The 17,528-nt window shown below is 41.7% G+C and carries 20 protein-coding genes; 5 read left to right on the forward strand and 15 right to left on the reverse strand.

Going from position 1 to position 17,528, the window contains the following annotated elements; genetic code table 11:
• Positions 1–104 precede the first annotated feature (104 nt).
• The 3 genes from ytrH (at position 105) to EV579_RS09135 (ending at position 1,240) form a co-directional block, all read left to right on the forward strand.
• Positions 105–446 carry a sporulation membrane protein YtrH gene (ytrH, locus tag EV579_RS09125; RefSeq protein WP_024424798.1) on the forward strand — a complete coding sequence of 114 codons (342 nt, stop codon included), beginning with the start codon at positions 105–107 and terminating at the stop codon, positions 444–446.
• Positions 443–946, forward strand: a complete 504-nt coding sequence (gene ytrI / locus EV579_RS09130; protein ID WP_024424799.1) for a sporulation membrane protein YtrI — start codon at positions 443–445, stop codon at positions 944–946. The genes ytrH and ytrI overlap by 4 nt, the downstream gene beginning before the upstream one ends.
• A gap of 108 nt (positions 947–1,054) precedes the next feature.
• Positions 1,055–1,240 (forward strand): YtzJ family protein, encoded by a 186-nt coding sequence (locus EV579_RS09135; RefSeq protein WP_003216400.1) that lies wholly within the window; start codon positions 1,055–1,057, stop codon positions 1,238–1,240.
• Positions 1,241–1,291: 51 nt separating this feature from the next.
• Here EV579_RS09135 and EV579_RS09140 read toward each other — a convergent pair whose 3' ends face one another.
• Positions 1,292–2,233: a DHH family phosphoesterase gene (locus tag EV579_RS09140; RefSeq protein WP_024424800.1), complete on the reverse strand. Its 942-nt coding sequence runs from the start codon at positions 2,231–2,233 to the stop codon at positions 1,292–1,294.
• A 147-nt stretch (positions 2,234–2,380) separates the two neighbouring features.
• Here EV579_RS09140 and EV579_RS09145 point away from each other — a divergent pair, with 147 nt between their 5' ends.
• A complete protein-coding gene (locus tag EV579_RS09145) occupies positions 2,381–2,683 on the forward strand; it encodes a YtpI family protein (protein WP_003216665.1) in 303 nt (100 codons plus the stop codon).
• 37 nt (positions 2,684–2,720) lie between these two features.
• On the opposite strand, the gene EV579_RS09150 is transcribed toward EV579_RS09145, so the two are convergent.
• The 14 genes from EV579_RS09150 to sppA all read right to left on the reverse strand — a co-directional run bounded on the left by EV579_RS09150 (position 2,721) and on the right by sppA (position 16,246).
• The gene (locus EV579_RS09150) at positions 2,721–4,043 is read right to left on the reverse strand and encodes a CBS domain-containing protein (RefSeq protein WP_024424801.1); all 1,323 of its coding nucleotides are present in this window, start codon (positions 4,041–4,043) and stop codon (positions 2,721–2,723) included.
• A gap of 148 nt (positions 4,044–4,191) precedes the next feature.
• Positions 4,192–4,875: a metal-dependent hydrolase gene (locus EV579_RS09155; protein ID WP_133744294.1), complete on the reverse strand. Its 684-nt coding sequence runs from the start codon at positions 4,873–4,875 to the stop codon at positions 4,192–4,194.
• Positions 4,876–4,940: 65 nt separating this feature from the next.
• Entirely contained in the window at positions 4,941–5,696 is a 756-nt protein-coding gene (locus EV579_RS09160; protein WP_133744295.1) for an SDR family oxidoreductase, read from the reverse strand.
• Positions 5,697–5,791: 95 nt separating this feature from the next.
• The gene (locus tag EV579_RS09165; protein ID WP_133744296.1) at positions 5,792–6,697 is read right to left on the reverse strand and encodes an aminoglycoside phosphotransferase family protein; all 906 of its coding nucleotides are present in this window, start codon (positions 6,695–6,697) and stop codon (positions 5,792–5,794) included.
• Positions 6,698–6,815: 118 nt separating this feature from the next.
• Positions 6,816–8,189 (reverse strand): argininosuccinate lyase, encoded by a 1,374-nt coding sequence (gene argH, locus EV579_RS09170; protein ID WP_024426149.1) that lies wholly within the window; start codon positions 8,187–8,189, stop codon positions 6,816–6,818.
• Positions 8,186–9,397, reverse strand: coding sequence for an argininosuccinate synthase (locus tag EV579_RS09175; RefSeq protein ID WP_024424806.1), 1,212 nt, complete (start codon positions 9,395–9,397; stop codon positions 8,186–8,188). The genes argH and EV579_RS09175 overlap by 4 nt, the downstream gene beginning before the upstream one ends.
• 173 nt (positions 9,398–9,570) lie before the next feature.
• Positions 9,571–10,086, reverse strand: a complete 516-nt coding sequence (locus EV579_RS09180; RefSeq protein WP_056768188.1) for a MogA/MoaB family molybdenum cofactor biosynthesis protein — start codon at positions 10,084–10,086, stop codon at positions 9,571–9,573.
• 105 nt (positions 10,087–10,191) lie between these two features.
• Positions 10,192–11,376 (reverse strand): acetate kinase, encoded by a 1,185-nt coding sequence (locus tag EV579_RS09185; protein WP_024424808.1) that lies wholly within the window; start codon positions 11,374–11,376, stop codon positions 10,192–10,194.
• Between the two features lie 380 nt (positions 11,377–11,756).
• On the reverse strand, positions 11,757–12,731 hold the full coding sequence (locus EV579_RS09190; RefSeq protein WP_133744297.1) for a class I SAM-dependent methyltransferase: 975 nt from the start codon (positions 12,729–12,731) through the stop codon (positions 11,757–11,759).
• Positions 12,732–12,819: 88 nt separating this feature from the next.
• The gene (tpx, locus tag EV579_RS09195) at positions 12,820–13,320 is read right to left on the reverse strand and encodes a thiol peroxidase (RefSeq protein ID WP_024424810.1); all 501 of its coding nucleotides are present in this window, start codon (positions 13,318–13,320) and stop codon (positions 12,820–12,822) included.
• 112 nt (positions 13,321–13,432) lie between these two features.
• Complete coding sequence (gene ytfJ, locus EV579_RS09200; RefSeq protein WP_007501733.1) at positions 13,433–13,885, reverse strand: GerW family sporulation protein; 453 nt, start codon at positions 13,883–13,885, stop codon at positions 13,433–13,435.
• Between the two features lie 14 nt (positions 13,886–13,899).
• Positions 13,900–14,607 carry a DUF2953 domain-containing protein gene (locus EV579_RS09205; RefSeq protein ID WP_101676765.1) on the reverse strand — a complete coding sequence of 236 codons (708 nt, stop codon included), beginning with the start codon at positions 14,605–14,607 and terminating at the stop codon, positions 13,900–13,902.
• Positions 14,608–14,705: 98 nt separating this feature from the next.
• Positions 14,706–15,230 carry an RDD family protein gene (locus tag EV579_RS09210; RefSeq protein WP_024424812.1) on the reverse strand — a complete coding sequence of 175 codons (525 nt, stop codon included), beginning with the start codon at positions 15,228–15,230 and terminating at the stop codon, positions 14,706–14,708.
• 14 nt (positions 15,231–15,244) lie between these two features.
• On the reverse strand, positions 15,245–16,246 hold the full coding sequence (gene sppA, locus EV579_RS09215) for a signal peptide peptidase SppA (RefSeq protein ID WP_024424813.1): 1,002 nt from the start codon (positions 16,244–16,246) through the stop codon (positions 15,245–15,247).
• A 445-nt stretch (positions 16,247–16,691) separates the two neighbouring features.
• On the opposite strand from sppA, the gene EV579_RS09220 reads away from it, so the two are divergent.
• Positions 16,692–17,495 carry an NAD kinase gene (locus EV579_RS09220; protein WP_024424814.1) on the forward strand — a complete coding sequence of 268 codons (804 nt, stop codon included), beginning with the start codon at positions 16,692–16,694 and terminating at the stop codon, positions 17,493–17,495.
• The last annotated feature ends 33 nt before the right edge of the window (positions 17,496–17,528 follow it).

The raw sequence follows: 17,528 nt of genomic DNA on the forward strand, positions 1-17,528 counted from the left end.
TTCATTATAAAACGCGATGCGATGAGAAACAAATGTTCTTTCTTTTCTGTCCGTTCATACTTGTCCAGAACACGCCATATATTGAATAGAGTGAGGTGGACAAAATGGATGTGAAGGAAGCTTTTATTCCGAATTTTATCAGCTGTTACTTTATCGCCCTTGGGGTCATTTTGGGTGGTGCTATCATAGGCGGTGTTGGTGCTTATTTATCTGGTCAGCCGCCTTTATCCATTATTACTAGTCTTGCCAACCGTTTAAAGATTTGGGCGCTTGTCGCCGCTATCGGCGGAACATTTGATGCTGTTTATAGCTTTGAACGAGGCATTTTCGAAGGAAACACACGTGATATTTTCAAGCAGATTTTATTAATTATCTCTGCCATGGGCGGTGCACAAACAGGGTATCTCATTATTACGTGGCTCACCCAGGAGCATGTGTCATCATGAGGGTGCCGGAGCTGTATAAACGCCCAGGCTGGCAGCGTTTTTTTGCAGGAATGATGTTTGGTGCGATTATAAGCTGGCTTATTTTTCTCTTTACATACGGAACCTTTCAGGAAAAGCAAGTGACACTGCTGAGAAGCCAGCAGCATCATATGGACAGTCTGAAAGAACAAATCACACTCTATCGGGAAGATTTGCATAAGTTAAATGAGGATAATAAGAAGCGGCTGCTGATCCAAAGCGTAGATGTTCATCTCGTGAATCGTGAGCAATATAAAATCCCAGAGCCAGATACGCTAAAGTTTGAAGATCAGGTCAAGGAGGATATCTCAGAAGTCATTACAAAAGATATTGAAAGTGTCTATAAAACAAAGGAATTACTAAAACGGACAGTGGAAAATAAAGAATATACCATTCGGGAAAAGGCATATCGCGCGAAAGTGACAGAGCTGACAATTTATACGAAGCTTTCACTTGAAGTACGTATTTCATTTGCTGAATAAAGAGGTTGTGGAATTTTTATGAATTTCTGCCCTCAATGATTTCTTTTCACGCTTCATTTTTATACACTAAAAGTAGAACGAGATCTTAAATAGAAAGAGGTGAGGACAATGGAGGTTTACAGCTATCGTCAAATGGCACGAGACAAAGCAAGCCGGATCAAAGACGGCATGTGTGCTTATGCTGAGACAGAAATGATGGCTCATTTAATTAAAAAAGAATTAAAGCATCAAAATCTCCAAGCCTATGAAGATTCAACAGACATCGGCTGCTGGTTTATTCCTGTATGCAAATAACCCTTTTCTCCATGACAAAAAAGAGAGAAGGGACTTCATATCCCTCCTCTCTTATGATGATGATTTACATACTTCCTCTAAATCACGCAAAATCTCATCTGCTACTGCCCAATCATAAATGGACGCACCGGCTGCAAGCGGGTGGCCGCCTCCATGATATTTTTTCGCAATGGTGTTAATGACGACGCCTTTAGAGCGGAATCTCACACGAATCTGATCGTTTTCTTCCACAAAAAAGACCCATGCCTTAATGCCTGCAATATTTCCTAGTGTCCCAACAAGCTGTGAGGCCTGCTGCGCTGTTGTTTGGAACGATTCCAAAATTTCACGCTTAATGAAAACAGATGCAACCCCGTTCTCTGACAAAGAAATATGTTGAAAAATATAGCCATTTAATTTCACGACATTCAAATCTGTCTCATACAATTGATTGAAAAGATCTGAAGATGAAAATGGATATTCGATAAGCTCCCCTGCATATTTGAGTGTCTTTTTCGTTGTGTTTGGGAAAAGGAAGCGGCCTGTGTCTCCTACAATGCCGGCATAGATCAATTCAGCTGCCTTTGTATTCAGCTGATATCCTTCTTCTTTCCCCTCTAAGTACAATTCATAAATCATCTCGCTCACAGAGCTTGCCTCTGTATCCACCCAAAGCAAATCACCATAAGGATCTTCATTCGGGTGATGGTCGATTTTCATCAGCTTATCGCCCATTAAATAGCGCTGATCATCGATTCTTGCTTGATTGGCCGTGTCACAGACAATGACAAGGGCCCCTTTATACACGTCATCTGGTACCTCATCGAGTTCATATAAAAATGAAAGGGATGGCTCAGGCGTTCCTGTCGCATAAATATTTTTTTCTGGATAGGTGGCACGCAAGATTTCCGTAAGGCCGCACTGCGATCCATACGCATCAGGATCTGGTCTTACATGTCTATGGATGATGATGGTGTCATATAATGATATGGTTCTAATCAGTTCTTTTTTCATAAAAACTCCTTCTCATGCGATACTCTTTTTATTATTAAATCATAATCTATCGTGACGGAAAAGTGAGGAATAGACAATTTATTCTAGTAAGCAAGCCTATTTACGTTTAAAATAGGGTTGTAACCACTTACAATGGAGGCTTGGCACATGCTTGTTTTGATTGTGTTTATTATTTGTTCTGCCATGTTTTATTTATACTACAAAGCAAAAAATGTCCGTACGAACCGGCCAGTCGAGAAAAAATTCTGGTCGGCGAAATCCAGTATGGCCCTTGGCTGCTTTGTCCTGCTCTTCGGTGTGAATCAATTATTTTTAAACCGCTCGTCACTCGCATTTGTCATCGGATTTATTTTTGTTGCTGTCGGTATCGGCAGTACGTGGGCAGGGTATAAAGCCTACAAGCATTACCTTCCGCTCTTTTTAAAAGAAGGCGAAAAAGATCACGCGTAATAAGGAAAGGGGCGACATGAGTTCGCCCTTTTTATCATTATCCTCTTTCCATCAGCTGCACCATCAGCATCGCTTTGCCTACGATATTCGATTGGTGATAAACCTCCACTTCCAGCTTTCCAAACTTGCGTCCTACTTCTAAAATATTCGGCTTAATCTGGATGGTGGATTCCATTTGGACCGGTTTTAAGAAATAGACAGAGAGACTCTCGACGATCAGTTCGCCCTTTTTATGAGATTTTAAGAAGCGGTTGGCTGATTCGATTAAAATTTGTGTGAACACCCCATATGAAATATTTCCAAGCTGGTTCGTCATTTGCGGGGTAACCTCGTATTGATAAACCGCATCCGCTTTTGGTTTCTCTGTATCGGCTTCTTTAAATCCTCTTGAGACAACATCATCCAGCTTTTCTCCGACCTGCGGCTGCTTTTGAATCATTTGGAGCGCCTTGAGCACATCCTGACGGCTGATCATACCGATCAGCTTCGCATGATCATCCACAACTGGCAGCACCTCAATGCCTTCCCACACCATCATTTGTGCAGCAGAGGCGACAGATGTCTTGCCAATGACCGTCAGCGGATTTTTCGTCATCACTTTTTCTATCGGTGTGGAGCGGTCATGCCCCGCAATATCCTTTGAGGTAAGGATTCCGTGAATCTTCATTTGATCATCTGCGACCGGGAAACGGCCGTGGCCAGTTTCATAATTCTTTTCATACCATTTTTCAAGCTTATCCTCTGGTGATAAATACACGGTGCGTTCAATCGGCGTTAAAATATCTTCTACAAGCACAATTTCTTTTTTAATTAATTGGTCATAAATGGCTCTGTTAATGAGAGCCGCGACGGTAAATGTATCGTAGCTTGTCGATAATATCGGCAGCTCCAGCTCATCTGCGAGCTGAATGATTTCATCATCTGTTGAGAATCCGCCTGTGACCAGCACAGCCGCCCCTGCCTCTAATGCCTGCCTATGGGCATTGATCCGGTTTCCAACGATGAGCAGGTTGCCAGCAGCCGTATAGCGCATCATTGCGTCCAGCTCCATCGCTCCGATAACAAATTTATTTAACGTTTTATGTAAGCCGGCGCGTCCTCCAAGGACCTGACCATCAATAACATTGACCACTTCTGCATATGTGAGTTTTTCAATATTTTCTTTTTTCTTTTGTTCAATTCGAATGGTGCCGACTCGTTCAATGGTACTGACGAATCCTTTATTTTCAGCATCTTTGATGGCCCGGTAAGCGGTACCTTCACTCACTTTCATTTCTTTCGCTATGCGCCGGACAGAAATTTTCTCTCCGACATCTAATGAATCAATATACGATAAAATTTGCTCATGCTTTGTCGCCAATCCCGTTCACCCTTTTTGTTTTCAGCGTTTTCATCTATGTTTCATTATAAGGGCAGGATGCTTTTAATAGCAATTTGTCTTTTCTTTCGGCAGATGAAGGCAAATAAAAAAAGCCGGCATTTGTGTGCCAGCTTTTTTCATATGAGGATTAAATGTCGATTGATTCCCCGCTGTTTAACACATGACCGACGCCGCCATGCAGGCTGTCTGCAAATGCATGCGGATCCTGTTCAATTGGCGGGAATGTGCTGTAGTGAATCGGAACGACCTGTTTTGCCCGCAGCCATTCTGCTGCGATTCTTGCATCTTCCGGTCCCATTGTGAAGTTATCACCAATTGGAAGGAATGCGAGCTCAATATGATTCAGTTCACCGACCAGTTTCATATCTGAAAAGAGTGCAGTGTCTCCTGCATGATAAATTGTTTTACCCTCTGCGGTAAATAAAATACCTGATGGCATCCCTGTATACGTAATTGTTTTCGTTTCTTCATCAATGACAGCTGAACCATGAAACGCTTGCGTGAGCTTCACTTTACCAAATTCAAACTCACGTCCGCCGCCAATATGAAGCGGGTGCGTTTTCACCCCTTGCCAGCTTAAATAAACGGCAAGCTCATTTGGTGCAACGACGAGAGCGTCATTATTTTTAGCAATTTCAATGGTGTCACCAAGGTGATCTCCATGTCCATGTGTCAGTAAAATGACATCCGCTTTCACATCTTGCGGTTTGATCTCTGTGTGCTTATTTCCATTTAAAAATGGATCAATCCAAATATGATATCCGTTTGTTTCAATGTGTACAACTGAATGTCCATGATATGTAGCTTTCATGTAGTATATCCACCTTTCAATTTTGATCTCATATCATTTATTCCCTCTATAAAAAGCTGAAAAACTTAATGCCTGTGAATCACGTTAAGACCACCTGTTGCTTCAATGACGGTCCCTGTAATGAGATCTGAACGGTCATCGCATAGAAATGAAATGATGCGTCCTATATCCTCACCAGTGCCAGACCTGCCTATCGGCGTTTCATCGTCTTTGATTTGACGGGCTTTCTCTATTGTCGATTCTTTCATGTCTCCAACGATTTTGCCTGGACAAACCATATTAGCAGTGATGCCATTTTCGGCTTCTTCAATCGCAATGGTTTTCGTCAATGACGCAAGGCCCACTTTTGCCGCTCCAAAGGCTGATCTGTGCATCCAGCCTGGCGCATGGTCTGCACCTTGGAAGCCATAAGTGATAATGCGGCCAAAGCCTTGTTTTCTCATCGTTGGGATGACCATTCGGAACAAATGGAATACTGCTGATAGGTTGCCTTCTATCATTTGATACCATTCATCTTCAGAGTAATCCGCGAGTTTTTTTCGTTCAAAAATATAAGGACCGGCATTGTTAATCAAGGCATCAATCCGTCCAAATCGCTCTGCTGCCAGCTCTACCATGTTTTTTAAATCTTCTTTTTTTGTCACATCACCTTGGACAAATTGAAGCTTATCTTCGTACTGGTGTAATTCTGCTTTCATCTGCCGGACAGCTTCATCATCACTTCGATAATTCACTGTCACAGAATACCCCATATTCAGTAAAGACTCGGTAACTTTCCGGCCAAGTCCTTTAGAACCCGCTGTTATTAATGCGTGTCGCACACAATCTCCTCCTAAAGCAAAGGTTGCAAGTTCACGTGTTTCTTTTGTTATCTTTACTTTACTATAAACCGGCATCTGGCGCACTTATGAACCCTTTATCGATATGAGTCAAACAATATAGGGTGATTCATCCACATTTTCAAATCCCATGAGCCATGGATATCGAGCAGCAGAGAAACAAAACGATAGCACTCTTTCACCTCATGAAGATCACGAGGAAGCGGGCAAATCTCTTCATAGCCCAATTGAACATTGTGGGCAGCTTCTTTCGTCAAAAGGTATTCCAATGCAATAAAATCAAACGCAGCTGGTCCATATACGACATATTCTGTATCAACTAAACTCGTCACTTGATCATCTTTTTCAATATATTGAGACGGATCTAAATCAATTAAAATGAGACTTGCTGAATCAGGGGGCTTTAGCTTTTCAATCTTTTGCAGCACAATTTCTGCATAACAGTGAAATTCTTGCTGATCAGCGTAATAGCGGCCTATGAGTTTGGATACAGCCTTTTTTAACACAGCATGGAATTCTCTCAAATGCTTCTTTTCAGCTCCGTAGACTGCACCAAAAAAGTCAGTACGATATGAATGAAGATGTGCTAGTTTCCTCCCATAATCCTTATAAAAGTCTGATGAACGTCCCTCAAAAGATGTACAAGGTGTTCCTTCTACTTTTTCCATTACATAAAAATGTCTCCCTGCCTTCTTCACTTTACGAACAACTTTTGGAATATGAAAGGAATTCGTATGAGACAGCTTTTGATTGATTTGATCGATATGCTCTTCTACAGTGCGGTCATCTACTCCATAGATCAATTTGATCCCAGAAACAAATTCACTTTCTTCTCTTGCAGTTTTAGGAGATTTGACTACATATTCCGTTTTATCTTGTAAGGAGATCAGCCACACATCATTAGCCCGTCCGTCATATTGTTCTCCTAACGTTTTCACTGATACGAGTGGTTGATGAAACAAAGCCTCAAGCGTTTTCTTCATGATCTGCTGTCACTCCCTCTTCTGCTTGACGCAGGTATGCTTTCATTTCTCCAATGATCATCAATCTCCTTTTTCCATGACAAAAAAACCATCCGTATAAACGAATGGTCTTGATAAGTTATGCCAGGCAGGCTTTTGCTTTTTCTAAAGCGAGCTGAATTTGTTTGAATCCAGTTCCGCCTGCACTTGTTCTTTTTTCAACCGCAACATATGGATCAAGAACAGTGTAAATGTCTTGTTCAAAAAGATCGCTTGCTTCTGTGAATGTTTCAAAAGAAAGATCACTTAGATAGATGCCTTTTTGAATACATGTATACACAAGCTTTCCAACGATTTCGTGTGCTTCACGGAATGGCATGCCTTTTTTCGCAAGGTAGTCTGCCACTTCTGTCGCATTTGAGAAATCTTCTTTTGTTGCCTTTTTCATGACATCTTCGTTCACTGTCATCGTTTGGATCATGCCTGTGAAGATTTGCAGGCTGCCAGCGATGGTTTTCACTGTATCAAACATGCCTTCTTTATCTTCTTGAAGGTCTTTGTTATACGTAAGCGGCAAGCCTTTCATAATCGTGAGAAGCCCCATCAGGTTGCCATACACACGGCCTGTTTTCCCGCGGATTAATTCAGCCATATCCGGGTTTTTCTTCTGCGGCATCATGCTGCTGCCTGTTGCATACGTATCATCGAGTTCAATGAATTTGAATTCTTGCGAGCACCATAAAATGATTTCCTCACAAAAACGTGAGAGGTGCATCATCACAAGACTGCTATTAGACAAAAACTCTAAAATGAAGTCCCGGTCACTCACACCATCGAGGCTGTTTTCGTAAATGTGGTCAAAGCCAAGCTGCTCTGCTGTATATTCACGATCAATCGGGAATGTCGTTCCTGCTAACGCACCGCATCCAAGCGGCGACACGTTAATTCGCTTTAATGAATCTTGGAAACGCGCTTTGTCACGCTCAAGCATCCAGAAATAGGCGAGCATATGATGGGCAAACGAAATAGGCTGTGCACGCTGCAGGTGTGTATATCCTGGAAAAATCGTTTCAACGTGCTGTTCTGCCTTTTCTACAAGCACTGTTTGAAAGGAAGAGATCAGTTCAATGATATGCTCGACTTGGTTATTCAAATATAAGTGCATATCAGTTGCGACCTGATCATTCCGGCTTCTCGCTGTGTGCAATTTGCCGCCAAGCGGACCAATCTCATCAATGAGCATTTTTTCAAGGTTTAAATGAATGTCCTCATAATCCACTGAGAATTCCAGTTCATCCGCCTCTGCCTTTTTCATGAGCGTATTCAGCCCGTCTTTGATGGCAGCGGCTTCCTCATCATCGAGGATACCGCATTTATTCAGCATACTTGCATGAGCAAGGGAGCCGGTCAGATCTTCTTTGACTAATTGTTTGTCGAAATGAATGGACGCGCCAAACTCATCGACCCATTTTTCTGGTGTTTTTTGAAATCGGCCTCCCCAAAGCTTTTTCATGCTTTAACCTGCTCCTTTTTATTCACGATGCTGTTTACTTTTGTCGGTAAGCCCCAAAGATTAATAAATCCTACAGCTGCATCATGATCGAATTCATCTGCTTTTGTATATGTTGCTAGATTTTCATCATAAAGTGAATATGGTGATTTACGTCCTTCTACAATGGCATGACCTTTAAATAGTTTCACACGTACAACACCTGTTACGTTCTGCTGTGTTTCTTGTAAGAATGCATCTAGTGCTTCTTTAAGCGGTGAGAACCATAAGCCGTTGTATATTAATTCAGCCATTTTTTGTTCAACGATTGGTTTAAAGTGAGCGACTTCTTTGACTAGCGTTAAGTCTTCAAGCTCTTTATGCGCTTTTAGAAGTGTGACAGCACCTGGGCATTCGTACACTTCACGAGATTTGATGCCGACAAGACGGTTTTCAACGTGATCGATTCTGCCAACACCATGCTGTCCAGCGACTTCATTTAAATGAAGGATGAGATCAGATAATGAATACTGGATACCGTCAATGGCTGTCGGTTTTCCTTTTTCAAACGTGATTTCAATGATTTCAGGTGTGTCAGGCGTTTTTTCAAGTGGATTTGTCAGATCGTATGCACCTTCTGGCGGCGCAGCCCAAGGATCTTCTAAAATGCCACATTCGTTGCTTCTGCCCCAAAGGTTTTGGTCGATTGAATATGGGCTGTCTAAGTTAATCGGAATTGGAATACCGTGTTTTTGTGCATAATCGATTTCTTCATCACGAGACCATTTCCATTCACGCACTGGTGCAAGAACTTCTAGGTCTGGATTCAATGCTTTAATGGATACTTCAAAACGAACTTGGTCGTTCCCTTTTCCAGTACATCCATGAGCAACTGCTACTGCATTTTCTTTTTCTGCTACTTCCACTAATTTTTTTGCAATAAGCGGACGCGATAGTGCAGATACTAGTGGATATTTCCCTTCATACATTGTGTGTGCTTGTAATGCAGTGAGTGCAAACTCTTCAGCAAATTCTTCTTTTGCGTCAATCATGTATGATTGAACCGCTCCGACTTGAAGTGCTTTTTGTTGAACGAATGCTAAATCTTTTCCTTCACCTACGTCCAGGCAGCAAGCAACGACTTCGTATCCTTGCTCTTGTAACCATTTAACTGCAACAGAGGTATCAAGACCTCCGGAATATGCTAATACGACTTTTTTATTTTGTGACATGATTGAAAAGCTCCTCTCGCTTGTTTTGATTCTGTGAATGTTTTTTGCATAAAAATAAGTTTTAATTTATAAACATGCATTTAGTATGTATACACTGTAACAAGGAAAAATTGTTTTTTCAACCCCTTTATGAAAAAAACTCTGCCAAATTTTCTTGGCAGAGTCATTTTGGGCTATTTTTGATCCTTTTCAAGCTCTCGTAAGACATGAGGAAGCTCTGGAATCACGAGTTTGGTCATGGCTAAACGAACGGCTCCGGTAGATCCCGGCGTGGCAAAGACAGCCTTTTGATTGACGACCCCTGCCGTTGCCCTGGATAAAATAGCAGCTGAACCTATGTCTTCTGTATAACTGAGCATGCGGAAGATTTCACCAAAGCCAGGCAGTTCCTTGGAAAAAAGAGGAGTGATCGCTTCAATGGTCACATCCCTTGCGGCAATCCCTGTTCCGCCATTTAACAAGACGGCATCTATTTTCGGTTCGCTTGTTCCTTCGAGCACAGCGTCTTGAATCGATCCTATATCATCTTTTACAATATCGTATGCAAGAACAAGATGTCCCTGTTCTTTGACCAAATCAATCATCAGACGGCCGCTTTTATCTGTATCTTTCGTTCTTGTATCACTGACCGTAATGACTTTCACATAAAGCCTTTCTTTCGCCTCACGTTTATGTTCTGTCACGCTCATCTTTCGCACCGCTCCCTTTTGCTTCATATTGGACAACATTATAGCATGCTGCTTTTAACAGAAAAAAGCTCTTTTCCTTATTGGAAAAGAGCTTTTCAAACTTGATTACGCTAAACGCATAACGTCTCTTGCAATCATTACTTCTTCGTTTGTAGGGATGACGATCACTTTTACAGGAGAGTGCGGGTAACTGATGAATGCTTCTTCGCCTCTCATATTGTTTAAGGAAGGATCCCAGTAAACGCCCATGAATTCTAGACCACGAAGTACACGTGCTCTTACTTCTGAACTGTTTTCACCGATTCCAGCTGTGAAGATGATCGCATCTACGCCATTCATTCTTGCTGCATAAGAACCGATATATTTATGAATACGGCTCGCAAAAATATCAAGAGCAACTTCTGCACGGTCGTTTCCTTCTTCTGTTGCTTCTTCGATATCACGAAGGTCACTTGACAGACCAGACACACCTAAAAGACCACTCTTCTTATTCAAAGTAGAAAGCACTTCTTCAGCAGTATGTCCTGTTTTTTCCATAATAAATGGAATAAGGGCAGGGTCAATGTTACCAGAACGTGTACCCATTGCAACACCTGCAAGTGGTGTAAAGCCCATAGATGTATCGATTGATTTTCCGCCTTCGACTGCTGCAATACTCGCACCATTTCCAAGGTGGCAAGAAATCAGACGAAGCTCTTCTAGCGGACGGCCTAATAGCTCTGCTGCACGCTCTGTAACGAACTTGTGGCTTGTCCCGTGGAATCCGTATTTACGAATACCAAAGTTTTTGTAGTAGTCGTACGGAAGGCTGTATAGGTAAGACTGCTCTGGCATAGTTTGGTGGAATGCGGTATCGAACACAGCAACCGCTGGTACGTCAGGCAGAATTTGTTTGAATGCTTTGATTCCTACAACGTTTGCAGGATTGTGAAGTGGTGCAAGCTCTGAAAGCTGATCAATGTCATTGATCACTTCATCAGTTAAAAGAACAGAATCGCTGAATTTCTCTCCGCCGTGAACAACGCGGTGTCCTACGCCATCAATTTCATTAAAGTCTTTGATGATGTGAAATTCAGTTAGTTTTTCAAGCAGCATTTTGACCGCTACTGCGTGATCTGGAATATCTGTCACTTCTGTTTTCTTTTCTCCATCTACAGAAATCGTGAAGATACTGTTGTCCATTCCGATTCTTTCAACAAGCCCTTTTGTTAAAACGGTTTCTTCTGGCATGTCGAACAATTGGAATTTAAGAGATGAGCTTCCTGCGTTGATTGCAATAATTTTGGACATTACTGTCGCTCCTTTTACTCAGTTGTTATATAAGGTTTCACGTTTTTTCCGGTGCTATATTCAACCTGTTTGACGGGTCTTTTATAGTTTAACGATAAGTCCGAAAAATATCTGACTTTTTCATTTAAACATTGAAAACTTTGCATTTCAAGTGCACCTTCAAACTGTTATCGCTTACATCAATAAGTCGTTATTTTCTGAATAGTGAAATATCCAGATTATTGACAAAGAGCTAAAATGATTTTTATTTTAGCTCTTTGTTTTCTTTTCAGCGTGATAGAAAACCTTTGCAGCTCTAGGAAGGGCGAGCACCGGAGCGCAGACCTGCGGGCGAATGCGAGGGTTTGTCTACACGCTGAAATAGCCAGAAATCACTCTGGCTATTCTTTTGTTTCTTTTTCTTCTATAAACCACTGGTCTAATTTTCTCATCACACCGACCATTGCTTCCTTCTGTGAGAAAGATGGAAGATTGGCAAACAGCATTCGTTTTGGTGCTTTCAGCCCTTCTTTTTTCTTTTGCATCACAAATAAGCTTTTGGCGTGTTTTTTATCCTTAAACATGGACACTGGCAGCTGAATTAATGCATTCATATACGCATGATCTTTGATGAAATCCTTTAATTGTACGCTCTCTTTTCCTTCAAACAAATCATTTGGAATGATGAAGAATAAGAAGCCGCCTTCTTTTGTGTAGCGAAGGCTTTGTTCAATGAATAAATAATGGGCAAAGGCATGTCCTTCTTTTGCCTTTAATTCAAAGTCTGCTGCACGCTCATCATTTGGATAATAGCCCACTGGGAGACTGCATACAGTGACATCTGCCGGTGAGATCAGAAGCGGCTCAAGACTGTCCTGGTGGAAAAGCTCAACTTCTTTCTCCTCTAAATTCGCCTGGGCCCAAGCAATTTTAATGAGCACATCATCAATTTCAGACGCAAAGCCGCGTTTTGTTTCTGCAGTGAGATTATTTAAAACAGCAAGAAGTAAGTTTCCTGTTCCCGCTGCTGGATCAAAGACTACAAGCTCTTTTTGACCGTCTAAAAATTTATTCACCAAATAGCTGACAAACAGTCCAATCGTATCTGGTGTCATCTGGCGATTTGGATGAGAAATATCCTTTTGACCTTTCAATACGGCGAGCTGAAACGCTTTACGAATCTGCTCATGATCATAAGAAGCAAAATCTGCCTTTTCTATTAAATCCTTTAATAAACCGTTTCGATCATTTGCTTGGAAAAAGGCTTCTCCTGCTTCTGCCAATGCTTCAATATAGGAAATGCTCTGTTCCTTTTTTAATCGAATAGAAGCTGTATCGAGCAGTTCAAAAATAGTACTTACTTGATCTTTCTGCAATGCTTTTCTCTCCTCGCTTTGTTAAAAGCTATATGTTCTCATTGAAAAGAGCCCCAGGATGAAGCCGGAGCTCTTGTCGATGCTGCTTTTATAACAGTGATTTTGCAGCTTCAATGGCTTTTTCATAATTTGGGTGATTCGTTGCTTCACTTACGTATTCAGTGTAAACCACTTTTCCGTTAGGGTCTAATACAAAGACTGCGCGTGCCAATAAACGCAATTCTTTCATATACACTCCGAATGCTTCACCAAATGACATATCTCTGTGATCAGATAATGTTTCGACATTTTCAATTCCGTTTGCTCCGCACCAGCGTGCTTGTGCAAATGGAAGGTCTGCACTAATCGTATAAATATTGACCGGACCTAAACCGGCTGCCTCTTCATTGAAACGTCTTGTTTGTGCGTCACACACACCTGTATCAATAGAAGGAATCACTGAGATGATCGTCACTTTTCCTGCTAAATCAGAAAGTGAAACTTCTCCAAGTGAGTTCGTTAATACCGTAAAATCAGGAGCCTGCTCGCCTACTTTTACTTCATTTCCTACAAGCGTGACAGGACTTCCTTTAAATGTGATCGATGCCAAAACAATTCCTCCCTTTTCAAATGTATGGTTCTATCATAGTAGAGAAAGCAAAAAACTGCAAAGCCTAATCGTCCCTTTTGCAAAAAAAGTTAACTGCAGCGCAGCTAACTTTTTAAAGGTCTATGTCATCTAGTTTTCGTTCTTTGTGACGGTGCTCCCGCTCATCCTTCTTAAACATGTGCTGAAGACGTTCAATTGCTTGAGGAGCAGAATCCAATATTTTATCGAGCAGATGTGTGTGTTCATCCAAATGAAGCATTCGAACTCCGTTTGTTCCTACAATTAAGAAGGCGATTGGTGTAATCGACACCCCGCCGCCGCTTCCGCCGCCAAATGGGAGTCTCGGCTCTTTTCGTTCCTGTTCATCAGAACGTTTTTCTTTCTTTTGGTTCCCGTTAAATTCACTGCCGCCGGCTGCAAATCCAAAACCAACCTTTGACACAGTGAGAATGACACTGCCGTCAGGGGTTTCGACTGGATCGCCGATGATTGTATTCACATCTATCATTTCTTTTAAGTTTTCCATCGCTGTCTTCATGAGACCTTGGATTGGATGATCTGCCATTTTCGGGTTCCTCCTTAAACAGATGATTCATTCTTCGTTGCTTGAAGAGAGGCACTTTTTCTCGCCTTTCTTCCTTTTAACCAATGGACAAGTAAACGAATGGCTGCAAGCATAGCATGTCCAATACGAAAATATGCTATACATGTAAACTGAGTCTGTGACACATTGTGCTGAAAGGCCGGAATGACTTCATACACCGGTTTATGCTTAAAGGTGAGATGCTCCTGCATAAAGGCAAGCAGTGCTCCTTTCACTGACCACACACCGCCGGCTGCTACACCTGTTAAAGCGGCGTCATGAAAGCCGATCCATGTCGACCAGTGAAATGAGACAACCTTTATGTGAATGAAGAACTTGCGCATGATCCGGTTTAAATCGACAATCTCTTTTGTGATGCGCTCCATTTGATGAAGGATTTGCTTCATATCACGCTTTCCTACTTTTTTATGCATCGATTCTTTTTCGTGATCAGGGTTTTTAGCGCTTTCCATTTTCTTTTCACGAATATCAATCGTTTGGTCTTCTGGATTGACCCTCACCATCGGAATATCTTTTTTGAGTCTGACCAATCCATATAAGGTGATGACCTTCAGTGCAATGTGGTCATTGTCGTTTGTATGCGAATAGTCCAGCGAAATGGTTACTTTCATGAAAATCAACAAGATCACAAGAAACAAAAACGCTGCGATCCAAACGTAAAGCACTGTGCTCACTTCCTCCATAACAAATGATGCTTCCCCTACGATTATGGCTCTCATTCTGGATTTTATACCCAATCAACAAAAAAGAGTTTGACCGGTACCCGGCCAAACTCCTCTGATTATACGTTTGATTCTGTTTTTTCATATAAATGTTCATGGACGACCACCGTATCGGCAAAGTAATCATGAACCCCTTGCTTTTTCGGTGAGAACCCAACGATAGCATAGAGAATAAAGATCGTATTAATGTAGCGCCCCACAATCTCTCTAAAGAAAATAACATCCCATGCCAGCTTCTTCTCAGGCTGAAGTGAGACCACTTTAATTCCAAACACCATCTTGCCAAGTGTTTGTTGAAAGATTTTCGTCATGATGGCGAAATAAAGGAGGAATACAATCGTCGTTGTGACGGAAAATGGAGAAAACCATCCCCCTCCTTTGGACCAGCCAAACAGACTAAAGATTGGAGAAACCGTCAAATGGTTTACACCCCAGACGACGAGCCAATCAAGAATAAATGCCCAAAATCTAATCCAAAAACCTGCAAACGCCTGTGCTTCAATTGAAGCGCGCTTCACAAAGGCCGGCTTCGATTCTTCCTCTTGGCTGCGGCTTTCGCTTACTTCATCGAATGTAGAATCCATCTATGATCCCTCCTTTATTTTGAATAGAGATACATCGGTTTAGACCCATTTGAGCCAGCCAGTGTTTCTTTTAAATTCAAAAAATCAATTTCGCTTTTAAAGAGCTTGCTTGCACTCATGTTAAAAAGAGAGTTCCAGCCAAAGCTTTGAGAATAGCTGACCACTGTTGCTCCTTTTAAGCCTTTTTCATTTTTCTTCATCGCTTTTAATGCATCTTCATAATACCCAAGCTCATCGACTAATCCGTTCGATTTTGCCTGTGTCCCGTCATATACCCGGCCGTCGGCAATTTTCTTGACTTCCTGTTTTGACATGCCGCGTCCTTCCGAGATTACTTTGACAAATCCTTCATAAGAGTTATCGACCATGCTTTGCATGATGTTGCGCTCATCTTTTGTCATATCACGGTTTGGAGACATGATATCTTTGAATTTCCCGCTCTTAATCGTTTCATACTTAATACCCAGATTATCTGCGAGCTTAGAATAATTCAAGCTTTGCATGATGACCCCTAACGACCCTGTTAATGTTTCAGGTGAAGCAAAGATTTTCTTCGCTGGAGTTGACACGTAGTAGCCGCCAGAAGCTGCCATTGAACCCATAGATACGTAAATCGGCTTCTTCGCTTTTTTCACTTCTTCTAATTTTTTATGTATTTCAGCACTTTCATAGACACCGCCGCCAGGAGAGTTTACGCGCAGAAGTACACCTTTTACAGAAGCATCCTCTTTCGCCTTATCTAGTTCCTTGAGGAATGCACGATGATCATAACCTTCTCCGCCTAATAGGCTCGATGCGCCGCCATTATCTTGAATGGTTCCATTAATCTCAAGAACAGCAATCTTGCCTGCACCGCTGCCATTCTCTAGTACCTTCTCTTCTATTTCATCCCCGAATTGATAGCTCATTTTATTGTCATTGAAGCTATCGAACAAGGCCATCGTGACACTAATCACAATTGAAAATCCGAAAACACCAAGTGCAATAATTAGCGCTACCCATCTTTTCGCATTCATCTTTTTCTCCTCCTTTTTATCTCACTTCATTCATACGAATGCCCACAAGAAATGTTTCACAGGAATTGTGGTTTTTTTACATTTCATGTAGGCATATGATAGCACCTCTCTTAAATAACGATCAACTTTACATCGTCTACTTAAACATGCGCATGACGAAAAATTGGCTTTTTTATCCTCTCCCTGCACCTAATAGGCTAGATCTTCACCGCAACGAAACACCTAAACCATTCTTTCATGAGAAAACGGCTATTCAATTATGCTCAGAATTCAGCCATTTCAAATCACTCACATCGACTCATTTCTCATAAAGCAATCCGGTCATCAGACGGTTCCTTCTAAAGTTTTTACTTTCATATGAAAAAAGTGTAAAATGTGAGCAAGGGTTTTCATGTAAGCCCTTTATCATTGAAAATTATTTTTGACAGCAAAGGGGAGAACGTCAATGACAGACAATCGTCGCAATGTATTTTTCTTTTACAAAAAAGATCATGAATTGGATGGACACATTTCTTCTCTCGAGAAGCTCGCTACCGATCAGGGCTTTCACGTCGTCAAGCGTGCAGAGGATGCCCATATTATTGCTTCAATTGGCGGGGATGGCACATTTCTTCAAGCAGTACGTAAAACAAACTTCCGGGATGACTGCTTGTATGTAGGGGTATCAAAATCAGAGAATACGCACCTATACTGCGATTTCTCGTTAGAGCATTTTGATAAAATGATTGATGCCATGAACACTGAACAGCTTGAAGTGAGAAAATATCCGATCATCGATGTAAGCGTTGACAGCACAAACCAGTTCCATTGCTTAAATGAACTGTCGATCCGTTCCAGCATTATTAAAACATTTGTGATCGATGTGTATATAGATGATTTCCACTTTGAAACTTTTAGAGGCGATGGCATGATTATTTCCACTCCGACTGGTTCAACGGCTTACAATAAATCCGTGAGCGGCGCCGTGGTTGATCCGATGCTTCCTTGTATGCAAGTCACAGAGCTTGCATCGCTGAATAACAACTCGTACCGTACATTAGGCGCTCCTTTCATCTTGAGCAGTGACCGCAAACTGACGCTCAAGGTAGTGCAGGATGGAAACGATCATCCAATTATCGGGCTTGATAACGAAGCGCTCGGCACAAAACACGTCAAACAAATTGACATTGGCCTTTCAGGAAAAGTCATTAAAACGGTGAAATTAAAAGACAACTCTTACTGGGAAAAAGTAAAACGCAGATTCCTTTGAGATTTGTCCGCGCGCTGAAAGCTCCTTTACGGG

It is taken from the genome of Bacillus sp. BK450 (assembly GCF_004364885.1).
Lineage (GTDB): Bacteria > Bacillota > Bacilli > Bacillales > Bacillaceae > Bacillus > Bacillus safensis.

Excerpts from the sequence above, each read along its gene's own strand:
- EV579_RS09210 (WP_024424812.1), bottom strand. The coding sequence starts at position 15,230 with ATGGATTCTACATTCGATGAAGTAAGCGAAAGCCGCAGCCAAGAGGAA.
- sppA (WP_024424813.1), bottom strand. The coding sequence starts at position 16,246 with ATGAATGCGAAAAGATGGGTAGCGCTAATTATTGCACTTGGTGTTTTC.
- EV579_RS09175 (WP_024424806.1), bottom strand. The coding sequence starts at position 9,397 with ATGTCACAAAATAAAAAAGTCGTATTAGCATATTCCGGAGGTCTTGAT.
- ytrH (WP_024424798.1), top strand. The coding sequence starts at position 105 with ATGGATGTGAAGGAAGCTTTTATTCCGAATTTTATCAGCTGTTACTTT.
- EV579_RS09185 (WP_024424808.1), bottom strand. The coding sequence starts at position 11,376 with ATGTCCAAAATTATTGCAATCAACGCAGGAAGCTCATCTCTTAAATTC.
- EV579_RS09165 (WP_133744296.1), bottom strand. The coding sequence starts at position 6,697 with ATGAAGAAAACGCTTGAGGCTTTGTTTCATCAACCACTCGTATCAGTG.
- EV579_RS09140 (WP_024424800.1), bottom strand. The coding sequence starts at position 2,233 with ATGAAAAAAGAACTGATTAGAACCATATCATTATATGACACCATCATC.
- EV579_RS09135 (WP_003216400.1), top strand. The coding sequence starts at position 1,055 with ATGGAGGTTTACAGCTATCGTCAAATGGCACGAGACAAAGCAAGCCGG.
- EV579_RS09155 (WP_133744294.1), bottom strand. The coding sequence starts at position 4,875 with ATGAAAGCTACATATCATGGACATTCAGTTGTACACATTGAAACAAAC.
- EV579_RS09220 (WP_024424814.1), top strand. The coding sequence starts at position 16,692 with ATGACAGACAATCGTCGCAATGTATTTTTCTTTTACAAAAAAGATCAT.
- argH (WP_024426149.1), bottom strand. The coding sequence starts at position 8,189 with ATGAAAAAGCTTTGGGGAGGCCGATTTCAAAAAACACCAGAAAAATGG.
- EV579_RS09145 (WP_003216665.1), top strand. The coding sequence starts at position 2,381 with ATGCTTGTTTTGATTGTGTTTATTATTTGTTCTGCCATGTTTTATTTA.
- EV579_RS09180 (WP_056768188.1), bottom strand. The coding sequence starts at position 10,086 with ATGAGCGTGACAGAACATAAACGTGAGGCGAAAGAAAGGCTTTATGTG.
- ytrI (WP_024424799.1), top strand. The coding sequence starts at position 443 with ATGAGGGTGCCGGAGCTGTATAAACGCCCAGGCTGGCAGCGTTTTTTT.
- EV579_RS09205 (WP_101676765.1), bottom strand. The coding sequence starts at position 14,607 with ATGGAGGAAGTGAGCACAGTGCTTTACGTTTGGATCGCAGCGTTTTTG.
- ytfJ (WP_007501733.1), bottom strand. The coding sequence starts at position 13,885 with ATGGCAGATCATCCAATCCAAGGTCTCATGAAGACAGCGATGGAAAAC.